This is a genomic window from Flavobacterium sp., from assembly GCF_039930565.1.
Lineage (GTDB): Bacteria > Bacteroidota > Bacteroidia > Flavobacteriales > Flavobacteriaceae > Flavobacterium.
In genome coordinates, this window is sequence record NZ_JBDTTP010000022.1 from 30,209 (window position 1) to 50,687 (window position 20,479).

Below are 20,479 nucleotides of genomic sequence, written 5' to 3' on the forward strand. Positions count from 1 at the left end.
GAAGAACTTCAAAATGTCAATGCTTTCACTACGGATCAGGATTTTCCTGTCGATGATCGTATTGATTGTTGTAGCCTCTTTTTTATTGGCTTCCATTTCAATCATTCAGTTTAAAAATGAAGCCAAAGAATACCATCAGGAACGTCTGGAACGTAAGGAAAATGCGGTAAAAGAGCACATTAATTATGTCCTCAATACAACAACTTACCCTTTGAAAACAGGTAATCTGGATTTGATTTTTAAAGATAAAATCCACGAGTTAGCCCAGATCCACAAAATCGAAATCAATATTTACAGCCTTAAGGGAAAACTATTAAAATCATCCAAAGAATCTTTTGCCGTTGATAAAGTAGCTCCGCCAATTCCGGAATATATTCTAAAATTAGTGCGTTCTTCTATCGAAAAACGATTTGTAGATATTAAAACCATCGACGGTATTAAAAACAGATCCTCTTATAGTTTGATTAAAGATGAGAAATTCAAACCATTGGGAATTTTAAATCTTCCTTATCTGGAAGATGATGGTTATTATGACAACGAATTAAATACTTTCCTTATTCGTTTAAGCCAGGTATATTCCTTTATGCTGATTGTGGCTTTTGCCCTGGCTTATTTCCTTTCGACTTACATCACAAAATCCTTAAAAACAATTTCCGACAGACTGGAAGAAACCAATTTAGATCAGAAAAACGAGAAAATTGTGTTGGAGGCGAACAGTAAGGAAGTCAATTTCCTGATCAAAGCTTATAACGGAATGGTCGATAAACTGGAAACCAGCGCCATCAAACTAGCCCAAAGCGAGCGTGAAGAGGCATGGCGTGAAATGGCAAAACAAGTGGCGCACGAAATTAAAAACCCGCTTACGCCGATGCGGTTAACCGTCCAGAGTTTTCAGCGAAAATTCGACCCCAATGACCCTGATGTCAAACAGAAAATGAACGATTACTCTGAAACGCTGATTCAGCAAATTGATACAATGACTGCTGTAGCTTCGGCATTTTCTAATTTTGCATCCATGCCCGCACAGCAAAATGAAACATTAAATGTTGTAGAAGTGGTGGAGCTGGCCCTGGATATTTTTAATGAAGAGTATATTTCTTTTCAAAGTGACGAAGAAGAAATCATTTCCAAAATGGACCGTACTCAGCTGATCCGCGTAATTACCAATCTCGTTAAAAATGCAACGCAGGCTATTCCGGAAAGCCAGTTTCATAAATCAATTATGGTTACGGTAAAACGCATTGATGATCATGTTGAAATTGCCGTAAGTGACAACGGAATCGGGATTCAAAAGTTGGATACTCGTAGAATTTTCGAACCAAAATTCACGACCAAAACAAGTGGAATGGGCCTTGGACTCGGAATTATAAAAAACATCATCGAAAATTACAAAGGAACAATTACCTTTGATTCAGCTTACGGAAAAGGAACCACATTCACGGTTTCCCTTCCAATTACGAATTCTTAAATCACCGTCATGAACTACGAAAATATTATAATTTCTATCGAAGAAAAAATAGGAACGGTAACCATAAACCGACCTGAAAAACTAAATGCCCTGAACAAGGCAACCATCAGCGATTTGAGTAAAGCAATCAAACTATTAGCGAAAAATGATGAGGTTCGCGTGATAGTTTTAACTGGAAGCGGGGAAAAAGCTTTTGTGGCCGGAGCCGATATTTCAGAATTTGCCAGTTATACGATTGCTGAAGGTGCTGAATTAGCAGCAGAAGGACAAGGAACGTTATTTGATTATATAGAAAATCTTAAAAAGCCGGTTATAGCAGCCATCAATGGCTTTGCATTAGGTGGCGGACTGGAATTGGCAATGGCGTGTCATTTCAGAATTGCTTCGGATAATGCCAAAATGGGATTGCCGGAAGTTTCTTTAGGATTGATTCCGGGTTACGGAGGAACACAGCGTTTACCACAATTAGTGGGTAAAGGACGTGCGATGGAAATGATCATGACTGCAGGAATGATTACTGCCGAAGAGGCAAAACAATACGGTTTAGTAAATCATGTAGTTGCACAAACAGAATTGATTAGTTTTACAATTCAAATTGCTCAAAAGATTATTAAAAATGCTCCTTTTGCCATTAATAAGGCCATTAAAGCGATCAATGCTAATTACACCGACGGTAAAAATGGTTTTGAAACCGAAATAAAATCATTCGGAAAATGTTTCGGAACACAGGATTTTAAAGAAGGAACAACTGCCTTTTTAGAAAAAAGAAAAGCTGAATTTACAGGGAAATAATAAAAAAACATCATGTCTTACGAACCTATATTCGCTCTTTTTTGCCAACGCGTAAAAGAAAGCATTCAAAGCGGCACTTTTGCCAAACTTACCTTAGCCAAAACCATTGGCGATACGGAAATTAAAAACATCTATTTCAGATTGGTTCTGAATGAAGATGATTCTTATTCTGTTTCATTGACAACCCGCTACAAAACCGAAGAAATTGAAAGTATCCACACTTTAGACGAAGCTTTATTACTTTTGGCAACGTATATCAAAAATCCGTTTTTGACTGCTCTGCTTTTTACTACCGACAATGATCTGACTTTCAAAGTCAACAAAAAAAATGCAGGCAGTATTATTGAGCAACCGCCAACTTTTAAAAATGCGTCGCCAGTAATGCTGGAAATGGTTGAGAAAGGAATTGTATGATATTGATTTTATTTAAAATTTAAAAACAGTATGGATACCGAGACAAAAGAAATACTATGGAAACAATTTGGAGGAACAATCGATATGCTGGAAAGTGCAATTGTTGTTTGTCCTGATCATTTTTGGGTCAAAAATAATTTTTGGTATGCTGTTTATCATGCTATATTCTATCTCGATTATTATTCCTCTAAAGAACCAGATTCATTTGTTCCGCCTGAACCTTTTACGTTATCGGAATTTGATCCAACAGGAATTTTGCCTGAAAGGGTTTATTCTAAGGAAGAAATTATTAGAATATCTTGAGTTCTCACGTAAAAAAAGCTTTTTCTTAATTGATGGTTTAACAGATGAAACTGCAAAACAAAGATTCATCAACGCATACAGAAATTATAGCATTTTCGAAATGATATTGTATAATATGAGGCACGTTCAGCATCATGTTGGTCAACTAAATTTGTTACTCAGACAAAACGCAGATGATGCTGGAAAATGGGTTTCACAAACAGATAAAAAATATTAAGAGAGGCAATTATTATCCTGTTGAATAAAAATATCCGCAAAGACATAAAGTTTCTGCGGATTTCTTTTATGTTGATATTCTAAAGCAGCTTTACAAACAGGTTAGAAGCAATTTTATTGGAAATCGACAATTCCCTTTTGTCAACTTTTATCCTTACGGATAAATCGAAAGATTCTTTAGATAGAAATTCGATTTTAGAACCTAAAGCGATTTCCTGCTTATCCAGATATTTCAGGAATTCGGAAGAAGTGTCTTTTACTCCCACACAAATACCGATTTGATTCTCAGATAATTCAGAAAGCAAGTGTTTTTCGATTTTGATGATTCTTCCATTCGCATCCGGAATAGGATCTCCATGAGGATCTTCCGTTGGATTTCCCAAAAAATCATCCAGACGATTGATTAGCTGTTCAGATTTGATGTGCTCCAGCTGTTCGGCAATATCATGCACTTCATCCCATGTAAAATGAAGTTTTTCTACTAAAAAAACTTCCCATAAACGATGTTTCCTAACAATCATTTTAGCGGATAGGATTCCATTTTCTGTTAAAGAAACGCCTTGGTATTTTTTATAATTCACCAAATCCTTTTCAGAAAGTTTTTTCAGCATATCCGTTACTGAGGAAGCTTTGGTTTCCATCATTTCCGCAATAGCGTTTGTGCTTACTTCAGCATCATTTGAAGCCGTAAGATGATATATGGCTTTAAGATAATTTTCTTCTGAAAAGGTCATTTGATATTAGATTTTAGACTGTTTATTTTGGACTTCAGACGAAAGAAACCTTTGTTCCTTTTTACCTTGAAAACTCGTCACTCTAAAAAGAGTCTATTTTTTTACAATCAGCAAAGGTATCGAAATTTTATGTCTCAGTTTGTCTACGGTTGTACCAAATAAAATATCTTTTAATCCAGTGTGGCCGTGCGTTCCCATTACTAAAATATCAAAATTTCCTGCATTGATAACCTTCGGAATCACGTTGTTGGGTTTTCCAAAACCAAGTTCTGTTGCAATTCGGAAGCCCTTCTGCGAAAGCATCTCTTTATATTCCAATAATAATTTTTCGTCAATAGTCGTTTCATGATCATCAACATGGCCTCCGTACATCAATGCTCCAACGGTTTCCACGACATGAATCAGAGTGTATTGTGCATCAATCCCGCCTAATTCGAAGGCATTGTTAAGTGCAGCTTCATCTGCTTTAGAAAAATCTACGGAAATAGCGATATTTTTCTTATTATAAGTTTCTTTTGGAATGTATTCCAGTTTTAAATGATGAGGGGAATGATTTTCAATCGATTTTGCTCTTGCTATAAAAGGTTTGAAGACGATATAAAGAAGCAATGCAAGAAAACCAAAAGCAAGAGGGACAACAGTCAGCCAAAGAATGATAGGATGACTGGCACTTTCAAGCCATGAAGTGATTTCATCATAAACCAATTTGGCATTCAGCGAGACAATGATCAAAGCGATGATCCAGGCAGCAAACTGAGTGGTTTTGGAAATATGAAAACCTTTCATTTTGGTTTTATCACTCACAAAATGTATCAGCGGAATAATAGCAAACCCTAATTGCAAGCTCAGAATCACCTGACTCAGAATCAATAATTTTCCGGTAACGCTTTCTCCATAAATCAAAATCACAATAACAGCCGGAACAATGGCGATTACACGGGTAATAATGCGTCGCACCCAAGGCTGTATTCGGAGATTCAGATAACCTTCCATCACAATCTGGCCCGCCAGCGTTCCTGTAATGGTGGAACTTTGTCCTGCAGCAATCAACGCAACAGCAAATAAGATGGGCGCCCATTTGGTTCCCAGTAAAGGTTCTAAAAACTGATGTGCATCCTGAATTTCGGCAACCTGAAACATACCGTTTCTGTAAAATGTGGCTGCAGCCAGAATTAAAATCGCGGCATTAACAAAAAACGCCAGATTAAGAGCAATAGTTGAATCGATAAAATTGTATTTCAGGGCCTGTTTGATCCCTGCCGGACTACGGTCAAACTTTCGTGTCTGAACCAATGAAGAATGTAAATATAAGTTGTGAGGCATTACCGTTGCGCCAATAATTCCGATAGCGATATACAAAGCAGCAGAACTTGGAATGGAAGGAATCAGTCCGTACATCACTTTGTCAAGTTCCGGTTCTGCAAAAATCATTTCGAAAACAAAAGAAAATCCAATGATAACAACCAAAACAATAATAAAAGCTTCCATTTTACGGATTCCTTTATTAATTAGGAAAAGCAATAAAAAAGTATCCAAAACGGTAATCAATACACCTTCAATAAGGGGAATGTCGAAAAGAAGATTGATTCCGATTGCCATTCCTAAAACCTCAGCCAGGTCACATGCTGCTATGGCAATTTCGGCTAAAAAATATAAAATGTAATTGATTCCTTTGGAGTAGGTTTCTCTCGATGCCTGTGCAAGATCGCGTTGAGTAACAATTCCGAGTCGGGCGCTTAAACTTTGCAGTAATAATGCCATTAAGTTACTCATCAGCAAAACCCAAAGCAGGGAATAACCAAACTGACTACCGCCGGCAATATCTGTAGCCCAGTTTCCGGGATCCATATAACCCACACTCACCAAATATGCGGGACCTAAAAAGGCTAATATTTTTCTGAATCCTGTTTTTTTATGCTCTGTAGCAACGGATTGGTTTACCTCATCTAAAGATCTTGTCATTGTAAAATCATATTATTTGAACAAATATATATAAAAATTGTATTTGTATAATAATTTTTTTAGGCAAGTCTAAATATTGGGATTTGAATTTATGCAATTTGGGCATAATCCTGACAACGTAAAGTTTATCTCTTTCACTTTATAATTATGGGGCATGATATAACTCGGTTTGACATTTTCGAGGCAGGTAATTTCATGACAGTTCTCACAACTGAAATGAGCATGGTTATGAATGTGTACACGCTGATGCGTATGATTGCATTTTGCATATTTTACAGTCCCGTCCTGATTCGAAATTTTATGGATGATGTCATCATTTACCAAACGATCTAATATTCTGTAAATGGTAACTCGATCACATAAACCTTCCGTTTGTTTTTGAATTTCTGCATGTGAAAGCGCAGTTTTAGATTGACCAAAAATCTCTAAAATGGCTGTTTTTGCTGTAGTATTACGAGATATCTTCATAGTTTTTGTTTTAAAAAATATTATTGCAATAATGTTGCATTTAAAATAATCTTGTATATTTGCAACAAAACTGCATTAAGCAAATATACAAGAAAATGAAGAAAACTATTGCTCCTTTATACGATATTTTAGGAATTTCCAACGCTACAATTTGCTTAGTACATTGTTTGATTTTTCCGCTTTTGGCAATCCTTCCATTAAGCTTAATTCACAATTCTTATATTGATTTTGTTTTTGCTTCAATAGGTCTTTTTGCAGTTTTCAAAATTATAAAAGAATCCAGTCTTTTGATATCAAGTATTCTTATTGTTTCGATGGTTCTTATTTGGATAAGTGTTTTGACAGAATTTTTTCTGGATGTTCATCTCAATTTAATTCTTATTGGTGGAATAGGAATGGTTATCGGTCATTTTTTGAATTACAAATCACATAAAAATAGAAATTATGATACAGCAAAAACATTTTGAGGTTATTATCGTTGGAGGAAGTTACAGCGGTCTTTCGGCAGCAATGAGTCTTGGCCGCTCTTTGAGAGAGGTTTTAGTTATGGATAGTGGTTTGCCTTGCAACAGACAAACACCACATTCGCATAATTTCATTACGCATGATGGAGAAACCCCCGCTGCCATTTCGGCAAAAGCCAAATTACAGGTTGTGTTTTATAAAACAGTTCAATTTTACAGCGGATTGGCAGTTGAAGCTGTTAAAATACAAAATGGATTTGAAATTAAAACAGAATCCGGAGATGTTTTTACTTCTAAGAAGATCTTATTTGCTACGGGAATAAAAGATTTAATTCCTGAAATCAAAGGTTTTGCTGAATGTTGGGGAATTTCAGTTTTACATTGCCCGTATTGTCACGGCTATGAAGTGAAAGGTGAAAAAACAGCTGTTTTAGCCAATGGCGATATGGGATTTGAATTTGTAAAAATGATTTCGAACTGGACAAAAGATTTGAGATTATTAACAAATGGTAAATCGACTTTAACTTCTGAACAAAAAGTAATACTTGAAAAACATGAAATTGAAATACTTGAAGACGAAATTGATTCATTCCTTCATGAAAATGGAACTATTCAGGAAATTGTTTTCAAAAATCAATCTAAAATTTCAATAAAAGCTATTTATTCAAGATTACCCTTTTTTCAGCATTGTTATTTACCGGAAGTTTTAGGCTGCGAATTGACGGAAATGGGTTTATTGAAAGTCGATATGATGCAAAGAACAACTATTCCTGGAATTTATGCCAGTGGCGATAGTATAATTCAGGCAAGATCGGTTGCAATGGCTATTTCTTCCGGATCTTTTGCGGGCGCTTCAATTAATAAGGAGCTTATCGACCAAGTATTTATTTAAGTTTTCAAGCACATTTTTTAGTTTGGGTCATTAAACCATAAGTTATTGAAGAAAATATAAGTCTAGCTCCGGAACTTAAATTTCTTATAAAAAGTTCCAACTTTCTACACTTAAAATACTCATTTGAAGTTTTTAGGCTCATAAATTTTGTTTATCGAATTTAATTTTTAGATTTGTCTAAAATTAATTTTAATAATAATGAAATATTTATTTTTGACAATTATGATATTTTCTGGAAAAATGCTGTATTCGCAAACTATTTCCGGAGAAGTAAATAGAAATAATGAATCACAGCTGATAAAAATTAGATTATTAGATACAGAATTTAAAACAGAAGCAGATAGTTTAGGCAATTACAAACTGGAAAATGTTCCGCAGGGAAATTATAAAATTCAGATAACCTCAATGGGATTCAAACCCATAATCCAAAAGATTTCAATTAAAGAAATTGAAAATCTGAATCTTGATTTTCAATTAAAAGATAATGATAATGAACTGAATGAGGTTGTTGTTTCCGGAACCTTAAAAGCTGTAAAACGTCTGGAAAGTGCTGTGCCGGTTGAGGTTTATTCGCCGGTTTTCTTTAAAAGAAATCCAACTCCGAGCATATACGAAGCACTGCAAAATATCAACGGAGTTCGGCCACAGCTCAATTGCGGCGTTTGCAATACTGGTGATATTCACATAAACGGATTGGAAGGACCGTATACTTTGGTTTTAATTGACGGAATGCCGATTGTGAGCAGTCTTTCAACAGTTTACGGATTATCCGGAATTCCGAATTCATTAGTGGAAAGAATCGAAATCGTAAAAGGTCCGGCTTCATCATTGTATGGAAGTGAAGCTGTTGGTGGTCTAATCAACATTATTACCAAAAACCCAACAAATGCCCCAATTTTTTCTGCGGATTATTTTACAACTTCTTATTTTGAAAGCAATCTCGATTTGGGGGTGAAGTTTAAGGCTGGCAAAAAAGCTACTTCAATTTTAGGAGTAAATTATTTCAATTACGATCAGCTCATCGATAAAGATCAAGATAATTTTACAGATGTAACGCTTTCAGAAAGAATTTCGGTTTTTAATAAATGGAATTTTCAGCGAAATAATAACAGATTGTTTACCATTGCAGCGCGCGGTATGTACGAAGATCGCTGGGGTGGAGATGTTCGTTGGGAAAAGAAATTCCGCGGAGGCGACGAAATTTACGGTGAAAGCATTTATACCAAACGTGGCGAATTGATAGGAACTTACCAATTGCCTTTTGAAGAAAAATTAATGCTTTCGTTTTCCGGAAACGTGCATTATCAGGACAGCCGTTACGGAACAACATCGTATATCGCCAATCAAAAAATAGGATTTTTGCAATTGACCTGGGATAAAAAGATTGGTAGAAATGATTTTCTGGCAGGAATTGCAATTCGCTACACATATTATGATGACAACACAGCTGCAACCAAAGAAGCAGAAAGTACGTGGCTGCCCGGAATTTTTGTTCAGGATGAAATTACCATTTCTCCAAAAAGTCAGGTTTTGTTGGGAGCGCGTTACGATTATAACTCCATTCATGGTTCGATTTTTACACCGAGATTGGCTTATCGTTTCAAAGCAAATGATAATAGCATTTTCAGATTGAACGCCGGAACTGGTTTCCGTGTTGTGAATCTTTTTACCGAAGATCACGCAGCACTTACAGGTTCTCGTGATGTTGTGATTGCGAATAATTTAAATCCGGAAAAATCCATAAATGCAAATCTGAATTATATTCAAAAAATAAATTTTACAAACGGCACTTTTATCGGAATTGAAACAACGGCTTTTTATACGGGGTTCAGTAATAAAATCATCTCCGATTATGAAACGGATCCGAATAAAATCATTTACGACAACATCAATGGTTACGCCATAAGTCAGGGAATCAGCACAAATGTTGATGTCAATTTTCCATCTGGATTAAAAATGATTGTCGGGGCGACTTTATTAGATAATAAAAATGTAGAAAACGGTATTTCAGAAAAGCCATTTTTAACGGAGAATTTCACTTCAACATGGAGTGTTTCCTATAAATTGAAATCCCTGAGTTTATTGGTAGATTACACAGGAAATGTTTACAGTCCGATGAAACTGCCTTTACTGAACGAATACGATCCCAGAAATCCGAAGTCACCGTGGTACAGCATTCAGAACATTCAGTTTACCTATTTTGGATACAAGAATTTTGAATTTTATGGAGGAATAAAAAATCTTTTGAATTTTACTCCAAAGCAAAATAATCCGTTTTTGATTTCGAGAGCGAATGACCCTTTCGATAAAAAGGTGCAATACGATTCGGCCGGAAAAGTATTGGTAACGCCTGATAATCCGTATGGTTTGACTTTTGATACGACTTATGTTTACGGACAAAACCAGACCTTTCGCGGGTTTTTCGGATTGCGATATAATTTTAAATAAATGTTTAAACACATAGATAAACATAGTTTTTTCTCTTTTTGATTAGGTTAAATAAATGACAAATCATTTACAGATAGCTATGTGTTTTTTAAATTAGTGAAACGCCTTTTTACGCTCTGAAATCTATGTTTCTATGTGTTTAAATAACTTTTTATTCAATTACAAGCTCCCAATAAATGAAAAAACTAATGATACTTATCTTCTTCTTCGGAATAATTTCAGCGGGATTCTGCCAGCTTCAAAACAGAACATTCGAAGAAATAGAAGCTTTACAACAAATCCAAAAGCGAAAAACAATCGTTTTCATCCATGCCGATTGGTGTCAGTTTTGCCAGAGAATGAAAAGTACCACTTTCAAAAATCAGGAAATTATTGAAAGTCTGAACTCTAATTTTTATTTTATTGATTTTAATACCGGTGAAAAAAGAGACATTTCTTTCAATAAGCAAACATTTAAGTACGAGCCAACAGGGAATAATGTCGGCGTTCATCAACTGGCTTTGCAACTCGGAACAATGAACAATCAAATCGTTTATCCGGTTTTATGCGTTTTGAATGATCAAAACGAAATCATTCTGCAGTATAACAGTTACCTCAGTCCAAAAGATTTTAAACTGCTTTTAGAAAAATTGAAAGAATAAATTTCCGTATTTTTGAGGATGAATTCTTCGCAAATCCAACACTTCGACTATATTTTTACCGGAACCGGTTTAGCCGCTTTGATGACCGTTTACAAAATGGTATTGTCCGGAAAGTTCACCGACAAATCTATTTTGCTTTTGGATGAAAATGCCAAGAAAACCAATGACAGAACGTGGTGTTTTTGGGCTAAGGAAGAAACATTATGGAATTCTGTTATTTCAAAAAAATGGGATTCGGCTTTGTTTGCCAATGAAAACTTTCGAAGAAATTTAGAGCTAGATCCGCATCAATACAATCAAATTCGGGGATTAGATTTTTATAATTTTGTTTTTGAGACACTTTCAAAACATCCCAACATTACTTTTCTAAACGAAAAAGTAACCGATATCAACGAACTCGAAACCCATGTTTTTGTGGGCACGGAAGCCAATCGATATACCTGTGATTATTTATTCAACAGCATTTACACAAAAGCGATAGTTCAAAATCAAACTAAATATCCCGTTTTGCAACAGCATTTCATAGGCTGGTTTATAAAAAGTAATAATGAAATCTTCAATCCGGAACAGGCCACTTTCATGGATTTTTCGGTAGAACAAAGAGGAAATACAAGATTTATGTATGTATTGCCAACTTCTAAAACAGAAGCTTTGGTAGAATATACCTTGTTTTCTGAAAATTTACTTTCAAAAGAAGAATACGAAAATGAGATTCAGATTTACGTAAGAAATCTGGGAGCTGATCAATATGAAATTACCGAAAAGGAGCAGGGCAGTATCCCAATGACCTGTTATCCATTTTGGAAAAAAAACACAAAAAGAGTTCTGAACATAGGAACTGCCGGCGGCTGGACAAAAGCAAGTACAGGTTATACGTTTAAAAATTCAGATAAAAAATCATCGAAATTGGTTGAATTTCTTCAAAATAAAAACCCAAAAATGGCTGCTTTTCACAAAATAAATAAATTTTGGTTTTACGATTTATTGCTTTTGGATATTTTGTATCGTCATAATGAACTGGGAAGTTCCATCTTTTCATCTTTATTCAAAAAAGGAAATCCGGCTTTAATTTTTAAATTTTTGGATGAAGAAACCAATTTCATTGAAGACGTTAAAGTTATTCTAAAGTGTCCTAAACTTCCGTTTTTAAAAGCGTTATTTAGAGTGATTTTTCTTTCAAAACAAACTTAACCAAAAACAAAGCCTTTGAAAAATATTACTTTAGGAATCAGTCTTTTTTTTACTCTTTTATCTTATGCTCAAGTATCAACAAATAAAGCACATGATGCCATTGTTGAAGAATTTTTAACCAATTGTGCTGAAAAACATAATTATGGATTTGAAATGTCTGAATGGCAAGAGTGTCTTGATCAGGGTTTAAAAAAAGACAGCACTGTAGCTTATCTGTGGCAACAAAAAGCGATGCCTTATTTTAAATGCAAAAAATACGAAGTTGGTATGCCCTATTTAAATAATGCCGTTTTGTATAATAAACAGGAATGGCTTCCATATCGTGGCTTTATGAAATGCATTTTTACAAAGAATTATAGTGAAGCGATTATAGATTTTGAAGAATGCATAAAACTATATGGAAACGGATACAGAATGGATCACACCTATAGTTTTTACATCGGACTTTGTTATCTACAATTAAATGAATATGAAAAAGCCGAAAAACTTTTTGATGATTATGTTGCCGATATTTACAAAAACAGACAGCAACTAGAGCATCCTACAGCCTATTTTTATCAGGGAATTGCCAAATATGAGTTGAAAAAGTGGGAGGAAGCAATAGCTGTTTTTGATAAAGCATTAAAAATTTATCCACAGTTTTCAGATGTAAAGTATTATAAGGCAATTTGTTGGCTCAAACAAGGAAAGTCCAGGGAAGAAGCTATAGCTTTGATTAGTATTGCAAAAGAAGATGCTGCCATGGGATATACTATTAATGAAGATAATACTGTTTACGAGACGTATCCGTATCAAAAAAAGTTTAGTAAATAAAAAACTAAGTATTTTCAGGTTTTATTGACTTTCGACTTATGACTTTCAAACTTTCGACTTTCATCAATCCAACTATAACAAAACTTTATACAACAAATTAAGTAGTTGCAACTAAACTTTGTAACTTTGCAAATCAAAAGTAAAATTTAAAAGATAAAAATATGTATCCAGAAGAAATGGTAAAACCAATGCAGGCTGAATTGACATCTGCAGGTTTTCAAGATTTACATAGTGCTGACGCTGTAGATAATGCTATCAAAGCCGAAGGTACCACTTTAGTAGTTGTAAACTCTGTTTGCGGTTGCGCTGCAAGAAACGCACGTCCGGGAGCAAAAATGAGTTTAGAAGGTAGTAAAAAACCAGATCACTTAATTACAGTTTTTGCAGGTGTTGACAAAGAAGCGGTTGATGCTGCAAGACAGCATATGTTTCCTTTTCCTCCATCATCGCCATCTATGGCTCTGTTCAAAAACGGAGAATTGGTTCACATGTTAGAGCGTCATCACATCGAAGGTCGCCCGGCTGAACTAATCGCTGAGAATTTACAGGATGCTTTTAACGAGTTCTGTTAATTAATTTCGAGATGAAATAAATACAAAGACTGTCTATTTTTAGGCAGTCTTTTTTATTAGAAGCTATTCCGGCTGTACGCTATATCTTTCGTGCCGAACCCTGGCACAAAAGGATGCCGCAACCATCCGGGCTAAAAATCAGAAATACTAAGAGCTTTAAGTTCTAACTTAGAAACTTAGTATCTCAGAACCTTTGTCGCTTTAAGCCTTTTCCCTAACTTTGCACCTTCAAAATAATTTCTAAACTTAAAACTGTTTATAGCATGCAACTGTACAACACTTTGAGCGCAGAAGAAAGAGCCATTATCATTGATGATGCCGGTAAACAGCGACTAACGCTGTCTTTCTATGCGTATGCCAAAATTCAAGATCCCAAAAAATTTCGCGATGATTTATTTATAGCCTGGAATGCACTCGATGCTTTAGGCCGAATTTACGTTGCCCACGAAGGTATAAATGCCCAAATGAGTATTCCTGAAGAAAATCTGGAAACTTTTAGAGCCACTCTTGAGGTTTACGATTTCATGAAAGGCATCCGTTTGAATGAAGCGGTAGAACATGACGATCACTCCTTTCTAAAACTTACCATTAAAGTTCGGGACAAAATTGTTGCTGACGGTCTTAACGACGCAACTTTTGATGTTACCAATATCGGCGTTCACCTGAAAGCGAAAGAGTTCAACGAAATCCTTGAAGATCCAAACACCATTGTAGTAGATTTTAGAAATCACTATGAAAGCGAAGTAGGGCATTTTAAAAATGCCATCACTCCGGATGTAGAAACTTTCAGAGAAAGTTTACCCATAATTAACGAGCAGCTTCAAAATCACAAAGAAGATAAAAACCTGGTTATGTATTGCACAGGCGGAATTCGTTGTGAAAAAGCCAGTGCGTATTTCAAACATCAGGGCTTTAAAAACGTGTTTCAGTTAGAAGGCGGAATCATCAATTACGCCAAACAGCTTGAAGAAGAAGGTTTGGAAAGCAAATTCATCGGAAAAAACTTTGTATTTGATAATCGTCTGGGTGAAAGAATCACTGAAGATATTATTTCGCAATGCCATCAATGCGGAAAACCCTGCGACAATCACACCAATTGCGAAAACGATGGCTGCCATTTGTTGTTTATTCAGTGTGATGAATGCAAATCGGCAATGGAAAACTGCTGTTCGACGGAATGTCTTGAAATTATTCACATGCCTTTGGTTGACCAGGTTCGTTTAAGAACCGGAAAACAAGTAGGGAACAAAGTTTTCAGAAAAGGAAAATCGGAGAATCTAAAATTCAAGCACTCAGGTGAATTATCAGATACAGCCTTGGCAGCATCCGAGAAATCAGTTGATATCCGACAAAAAGTAAAAGTCAAAAAAGTATTGCTTGGTAAAGCCGAACATTATTATGTAAAAGCGAAAGTAGGACAGTTTACTATAGAAAATCAAGAGTTGAAAGTTGGTGACACAATCTTAATCTCAGGACCAACTACCGGTGATCAGGAACTGGTTTTAGAAAAATTTATTGTTGACGGAGTAGAAACTGCAGCGGCAAAAATTGGAGATAAAGTTACTTTTGAAGTTCCTTTTCGCATTCGTTTGTCAGATAAATTGTATAAAATTGTAAATTAGCACCAACTTAAGCTAATTTATATGCCTCATTCTTTTAATAAATTATGGATTCATGCCATTTGGGCTACTAAAAATCGTCAGGAATTAATTGATTTTTCAGTAGAAAACAAGTGCATAATTATATCCGTGAGGAATTAATTGAGCTTGGATGTCCCGTTAGAATCATCAATGGAATGCCAGATCACATTCATGCTTTGTTTTTATTAAATCCAAAAAAATCAATGGCAGATGTAATAAAGCAAATAAAAGGAAGTTCCTCACATTCTATAAATGGAGAAAATCTTATCCTTGAAAAATTTGCCTGGCAAACTGGTTATGCAGCTTATTCTGTAAGTGAATCTCAATTAGAGATTGTTTATAATTACATAAAGAATCAGAAACAACATCACCTAAAGAAAACGGGTCAAAATGAATTTTATGAATTTATAAAATTACATGGTTTGAACAATTCTGATGATTGATGATTTGAAATTTATCGAAGGATATTTTACCAATGATATTGTTTCCCACGGTTAAAACCTTGGGCAATGAATAACACGAGATCATAACCAACGGTTTCAACCTTTGAAAATTGTAAACGAAACATCCAATATGTTTCCTACGGTTGAAACCGCGGGCTATATGCACGCATATCCATAACCAACGGTTTCAACCGTTGGGAAATTGCAAATGAAATACCGATAATATGTTTCCTACGGTTGAAACCGCGGGCTATATGCACGCATATCCATAACCAACGTTTTCAACCGTTGGAAAATTGGAAACGAAATACCGATAATATATTCCTCTGTCGGGATGACAATAAAACCCAAAAAATAATTTCTGATTTTGATAAAGAAATAAAAAAACTCAAATAAAGGTTATTTAGCATAACGAACGATTTCTACCGCTGTATACTAAATACCACATAACTCGCATATAACCCACGGTTAAAACCGCAGCTAGCAAACGCAATCCATAAACAACGGTTTCAACCGTTGGAGGTGATGATAAAAAAGTTGAAGTCTAAAACACCCAAACACCTATTTTGGATCAATCAAAATAGGTTTTTTTATTTAACAGGGCTTTAGTTTTAATCGATAAAAAGCAAACTAAAAAAAATACTATCTTTACCGTTCAAACGTTTATGAACTTAAGTTGCACTTTCGCAACACTACATATAGAATTATGGCATGTACAAGTTGTTCAACCTCTGATGGCGGTGCGCCAAAAGGTTGTAAAAATAATGGGACTTGCGGCACCGACAGCTGCAATAAATTAACGGTTTTTGACTGGCTTTCAAACATGAGTCCATCCAATGGTGAGGCGATTTTTGATTGTGTTGAGGTTCGTTTTAAAAACGGGCGTAAGGAATTTTACAGAAATACCGAGAAATTAACTTTAAGTATTGGCGATATTGTAGCAACTGTTGCTTCGCCGGGACACGATATTGGAATTGTGACTTTGACAGGCGAATTGGTAAAAATTCAAATGAAGAAAAAAGGTGTCAATCACCAAAGTAATGAAATTCCTAAAATTTATAGAAAAGCATCTCAAAAAGATATCGACATTTGGTCTGTAGCACGTGATCGTGAAGAACCTATGAAAGTTCGTGCGCGTGAATTAGCAATTTCCCATAAGCTGGAAATGAAAATTTCGGATATTGAATTTCAGGGAGACGGATCGAAAGCTACATTTTACTACACAGCAAATGACAGGGTCGATTTCCGACTTTTGATTAAGGATTTTGCAAAGGAGTTCAGTACGAGGGTCGAAATGAAACAAGTGGGTTTCCGTCAGGAAGCGGCTCGTTTAGGAGGAATCGGTTCTTGTGGTCGTGAACTTTGCTGTTCGACCTGGCTGACTGATTTTAGAAGTGTCAATACCTCGGCAGCACGTTACCAACAGCTTTCTTTGAATCCACAAAAATTAGCCGGACAATGCGGAAAATTAAAGTGTTGCTTAAATTATGAGCTTGACACCTACATGGATGCATTAAAGGATTTTCCGGATTATGATACAAAATTAGTTACGGAAAAAGGAGATGCAATCTGCCAGAAACAAGATATTTTCAAAGGATTGATGTGGTTTGCCTACACCAATAATTTTGCCAACTGGCATGTTTTAAAAATCGATCAGGTAAAGGAAATTATTGCCGAAAACAAATTAAAAAACAAAGTGTCTTCATTGGAAGATTTCGCAATAGAAATTATTACCGAACCTGAAAAAGATTTTAATAACGCAATGGGTCAGGAAAGTTTGACGCGTTTTGATCAGCCTAAAAAGAAGAAAAAGTCAAATCGTAAACGTAAACCGGGAGAAGCAGCTGCTGTTTCTAATGCGATTGTGCCAAATGCGAATAAAATACAGGCTAATAAACCTCAGGAAAATAATAAGCCGCAAGCAGGAAATCAAAATAAGCAGAACAAACCAAATCAGCCGAATAAACCAAACAATTCGAATGATAAAAAACCTGAGGAGCCAAGAAAACCTATAATTATTACTAAAAATGAAAATAAAAAATAGTGGAATCCTGCTTCTAGTGGCGATACTTCTTTTTTCGTGTGATAAAAAAAGGGTATTTGATGAGTACAAGTCTGTTGGAAGTGCCTGGCATAAGGACAGCATCATAACCTTCGATTTACCCGTTTTAGATTCTACAAAGCGTTACGATTTATTTGTTAATGTGAGAGATAACAATAATTATCCGTTCAATAACCTATTCTTAATTGTAGCGATAGAAATGCCAAACGGATTTACAAAGGTAGATACGCTGGAATATCAAATGGCGAATCCTGATGGAACGCTTTTAGGAAATGGTTTTTCAGATATTAAAGAAAGTAAATTGTACTTAAAAGAAGGCGTAAAATTTAGAGGAAAATATAAAGTACATATTAAACAAGCAGTTAGGGAATCAGGGAAAATTCCCGGTGTTCAGGAATTAGAAGGAATTACTGATGTAGGTTTTAGAATAGAACAAAAAGATTTGAAATAGTTATGGCTACTGAAAAAAACACTCAACCAAAAGTTACGAGAGATATTAAATACTACCAAAACAAATTTTGGAGAATTTTTGCCTATGCTTTATTAGGTATTTTAGGCTTCTTCTTATTTGCTTCCTGGGGGCTTTTCGGATCCATGCCTTCTTTTGAAGATTTAGAAAATCCCGATTCTAATCTGGCTACCGAAATTATCTCTTCAGATGGAGTGGTAATTGGGAAGTATTTTAAAACCAACAGATCACAGCTTAAATATTCTGATTTGCCAAAAAATCTTGTAGAAGCTTTAGTTGCAACGGAAGATGCCCGTTTTTATGAGCATTCAGGAATTGATGGGCGAGGAACGTTAAGAGCTGCTTTTTCATTAGGAACCAATGGTGGGGCAAGTACGTTAACCCAACAATTAGCGAAACAATTATTTCATGGTGAGGGATCTAAATTCTTGCCATTTAGAATTGTGCAAAAAGCAAAAGAATGGATTATTGCTATTCGTCTGGAAAGACAATATACGAAGAATGAAATTTTAGCAATGTACTGCAACGTCTATGATTTCGGTAATTATTCAGTTGGAGTAAGTTCTGCTGCACAGACCTATTTTTCTAAAGAACCAAAAGATCTAACCATAGATGAATCGGCAATTTTGGTGGGAATGTTCAAAAATTCCGGACTTTATAACCCTATTCGTAATCCTGAAGGAGTAAAAAATCGTCGTGATGTAGTGCTTTTTCAGATGGTAAAAGCAAAAATGATTACTGAGTCTGAAAAAGAAAGATTAAAAGCTTTACCAATTACCTTAAAATTTAAATTAGAAAGCCACCGTGAAGGAACAGCCACTTATTTCAGGGAGTTTCTTCGTGATTATATGAAAAAATGGGTAGCTGAAAATAAAAAACCGGACGGATCTGATTATGATATCTACAAAGATGGTTTGAGAATTTACACGACTATCGATTCAAGAATGCAGGGATATGCAGAAGAAGCTGTTTCTGAACACATGAAAAATTTACAGCAGCAGTTTTTTATTGAAATGAAAACCAATAAGAATGCACCTTTCGTAAATATTACCAAAGCAGAAACTGATCGAATCATGATGCAGGCCATGAAAAATTCAACTCGTTGGTCAATCATGAAAGATTTGGATAAAAGCGAAGATGAGATCATTGCTTCATTCAAGGAAAAAACGCAAATGCGCATCTTTACCTGGAAAGGCGAGCGTGATACCATAATGACTCCATTAGATTCTATTCGTTATTATAAGCACTTCTTACAGTCGGGTTTAATGGCAATGGAACCCCAAACAGGGAATATCAAGGCATGGGTTGGCGGAATCAACTATAAATACTTCCAATACGATCACGTTGGACAGGGAGCAAGACAAGTAGGATCTACTTTTAAACCTTTCGTTTACGCAACGGCTATTGAGCAATTAAATATGTCTCCATGTGATTCAATCTTAGATGGACCATTTATCATTCGCAAAGGGCGTCATCACGTAACTGAAGACTGGGAACCAAGAAACTCCAATAACAGTTACCGCGGAATGGTAACGTTAAAACAAGGTTTGGCAAATTCTATCAATACCGTTTCAGCAAAATTAATTGACAGAACCGGTCCGGAAGCTGTTGTAGAATTAACAAAAAAATTAGGTGTTAAAACAGAAATTCCGGTACAGCCATCAATCGCGCTTGGTGCCGTAGATATTACAGTTGAAGATATGGTTGCCGCTTACAGTACATTTGCCAACCAGGGAGTGTATGTAAAACCACAATTTTTAAGCCGGATAGAAAACAAAAGCGGTGAGGTGATTTACGAACCAATCCCGGAATCGCATGACGTTTTAAATAAAGATATTGCTTTCGCAGTAATAAAATTGCTTCAGGGAGTTACAGAAACCGGATCCGGAGCACGTTTACGTACGCAGGGTGGTGGAAGCGGTGATAATCGCTGGACAGGTTATCCGTACATGTTCAAGAATCCTATTGCAGGTAAAACGGGAACAACTCAAAACCAGTCTGATGGTTGGTTTATGGGGATGGTACCAAACTTAGTAACAGGTGTTTGGGTAGGCTGCGAAGACCGTTCGGCACGTTTCAAAAGTCTTACTTATGGTCAGGGAGCAACGGCTGCATTACCAGTTTGGGGTTATTTTATGAAAAAATGTTATGCTGATCCTACCTTGCAGGTTTCAAAAGCAGATTTCGAACGACCGGCCAATCTTTCCATAAAAGTAGATTGTTATACACGGCCTGCTGTTGTAAAAGATACTACACAAACGGAACAAAATACAGACGAATTCGAACTGTAGTTTAAGTTCTCTTTAAATAAAAAAACATCCTTTTGTAGCTTCTGAAATTCGGAAGGATGCAAAAGGATATTTTTTTAGAAGCTATTTCCCGCTATACGCTATATCTTTTGTGCCGAACCCCGGCACAAAAGGATATCGCTGCTATCCTACCGTGTGGACACATCTAAGAATAATTGCCATCCTTCCATTATTGCTG

At 35.7% G+C, this 20,479-nt stretch carries 19 protein-coding genes; 16 read left to right on the forward strand and 3 right to left on the reverse strand.

The window, feature by feature from the left end:
• The first annotated feature begins 52 nt into the window (after positions 1-52).
• The 4 genes from ABI657_RS07815 to ABI657_RS07830 are packed head-to-tail and all read left to right on the forward strand — an operon-like array spanning position 53 to position 2,977.
• On the forward strand, positions 53-1,468 hold the full coding sequence (locus ABI657_RS07815; RefSeq protein ID WP_348096703.1) for a HAMP domain-containing sensor histidine kinase: 1,416 nt from the start codon (positions 53-55) through the stop codon (positions 1,466-1,468).
• Between the two features lie 9 nt (positions 1,469-1,477).
• Positions 1,478-2,260 (forward strand): enoyl-CoA hydratase-related protein, encoded by a 783-nt coding sequence (locus tag ABI657_RS07820; RefSeq protein WP_348096684.1) that lies wholly within the window; start codon positions 1,478-1,480, stop codon positions 2,258-2,260.
• A 12-nt stretch (positions 2,261-2,272) separates the two neighbouring features.
• The gene (locus ABI657_RS07825) at positions 2,273-2,674 is read left to right on the forward strand and encodes a hypothetical protein (RefSeq protein WP_348096685.1); all 402 of its coding nucleotides are present in this window, start codon (positions 2,273-2,275) and stop codon (positions 2,672-2,674) included.
• Between the two features lie 30 nt (positions 2,675-2,704).
• The gene (locus tag ABI657_RS07830) at positions 2,705-2,977 is read left to right on the forward strand and encodes a hypothetical protein (protein WP_348096686.1); all 273 of its coding nucleotides are present in this window, start codon (positions 2,705-2,707) and stop codon (positions 2,975-2,977) included.
• 296 nt (positions 2,978-3,273) lie between these two features.
• Here the strand turns inward: ABI657_RS07830 and ABI657_RS07835 are convergent, their stop codons facing one another.
• The 3 genes from ABI657_RS07835 to ABI657_RS07845 form a co-directional block, all read right to left on the reverse strand.
• The gene (locus ABI657_RS07835) at positions 3,274-3,927 is read right to left on the reverse strand and encodes a metal-dependent transcriptional regulator (protein ID WP_348096687.1); all 654 of its coding nucleotides are present in this window, start codon (positions 3,925-3,927) and stop codon (positions 3,274-3,276) included.
• A 93-nt stretch (positions 3,928-4,020) separates the two neighbouring features.
• Entirely contained in the window at positions 4,021-5,889 is a 1,869-nt protein-coding gene (locus ABI657_RS07840) for an Nramp family divalent metal transporter (protein ID WP_348096688.1), read from the reverse strand.
• A 69-nt stretch (positions 5,890-5,958) separates the two neighbouring features.
• The gene (locus ABI657_RS07845; protein WP_348096689.1) at positions 5,959-6,357 is read right to left on the reverse strand and encodes a transcriptional repressor; all 399 of its coding nucleotides are present in this window, start codon (positions 6,355-6,357) and stop codon (positions 5,959-5,961) included.
• Positions 6,358-6,452: 95 nt separating this feature from the next.
• Between ABI657_RS07845 and ABI657_RS07850 the strand changes: the two genes are divergently transcribed.
• The 12 genes from ABI657_RS07850 to ABI657_RS07905 all read left to right on the forward strand — a co-directional run bounded on the left by ABI657_RS07850 (position 6,453) and on the right by ABI657_RS07905 (position 20,283).
• On the forward strand, positions 6,453-6,824 hold the full coding sequence (locus tag ABI657_RS07850) for a MerC domain-containing protein (protein ID WP_348096690.1): 372 nt from the start codon (positions 6,453-6,455) through the stop codon (positions 6,822-6,824).
• Positions 6,802-7,713: an NAD(P)/FAD-dependent oxidoreductase gene (locus ABI657_RS07855; protein WP_348096691.1), complete on the forward strand. Its 912-nt coding sequence runs from the start codon at positions 6,802-6,804 to the stop codon at positions 7,711-7,713. The genes ABI657_RS07850 and ABI657_RS07855 overlap by 23 nt, the downstream gene beginning before the upstream one ends.
• A gap of 198 nt (positions 7,714-7,911) precedes the next feature.
• Entirely contained in the window at positions 7,912-10,161 is a 2,250-nt protein-coding gene (locus ABI657_RS07860) for a TonB-dependent receptor (protein WP_348096692.1), read from the forward strand.
• 176 nt (positions 10,162-10,337) lie between these two features.
• On the forward strand, positions 10,338-10,802 hold the full coding sequence (locus tag ABI657_RS07865) for a thioredoxin family protein (RefSeq protein ID WP_348096693.1): 465 nt from the start codon (positions 10,338-10,340) through the stop codon (positions 10,800-10,802).
• Between the two features lie 18 nt (positions 10,803-10,820).
• The gene (locus tag ABI657_RS07870; protein ID WP_348096694.1) at positions 10,821-11,993 is read left to right on the forward strand and encodes a lycopene cyclase family protein; all 1,173 of its coding nucleotides are present in this window, start codon (positions 10,821-10,823) and stop codon (positions 11,991-11,993) included.
• A gap of 15 nt (positions 11,994-12,008) precedes the next feature.
• Positions 12,009-12,806: a tetratricopeptide repeat protein gene (locus ABI657_RS07875; RefSeq protein ID WP_348096695.1), complete on the forward strand. Its 798-nt coding sequence runs from the start codon at positions 12,009-12,011 to the stop codon at positions 12,804-12,806.
• A gap of 161 nt (positions 12,807-12,967) precedes the next feature.
• A complete protein-coding gene (locus tag ABI657_RS07880) occupies positions 12,968-13,378 on the forward strand; it encodes a BrxA/BrxB family bacilliredoxin (RefSeq protein ID WP_348096696.1) in 411 nt (136 codons plus the stop codon).
• 263 nt (positions 13,379-13,641) lie between these two features.
• Positions 13,642-15,000: a rhodanese-related sulfurtransferase gene (locus tag ABI657_RS07885; RefSeq protein WP_348096697.1), complete on the forward strand. Its 1,359-nt coding sequence runs from the start codon at positions 13,642-13,644 to the stop codon at positions 14,998-15,000.
• 110 nt (positions 15,001-15,110) lie between these two features.
• Positions 15,111-15,461, forward strand: coding sequence for a transposase (locus ABI657_RS07890; RefSeq protein ID WP_348096698.1), 351 nt, complete (start codon positions 15,111-15,113; stop codon positions 15,459-15,461).
• Between the two features lie 706 nt (positions 15,462-16,167).
• Complete coding sequence (gene ricT / locus ABI657_RS07895; protein WP_348096699.1) at positions 16,168-17,505, forward strand: regulatory iron-sulfur-containing complex subunit RicT; 1,338 nt, start codon at positions 16,168-16,170, stop codon at positions 17,503-17,505.
• Positions 17,489-17,974, forward strand: a complete 486-nt coding sequence (locus ABI657_RS07900) for a gliding motility lipoprotein GldH (protein WP_348096700.1) — start codon at positions 17,489-17,491, stop codon at positions 17,972-17,974. Before ricT ends, ABI657_RS07900 begins: the two co-directional genes overlap by 17 nt.
• Before the next feature lie 2 nt (positions 17,975-17,976).
• A complete protein-coding gene (locus ABI657_RS07905; RefSeq protein WP_348096701.1) occupies positions 17,977-20,283 on the forward strand; it encodes a transglycosylase domain-containing protein in 2,307 nt (768 codons plus the stop codon).
• Positions 20,284-20,479: the final 196 nt, after the last annotated feature.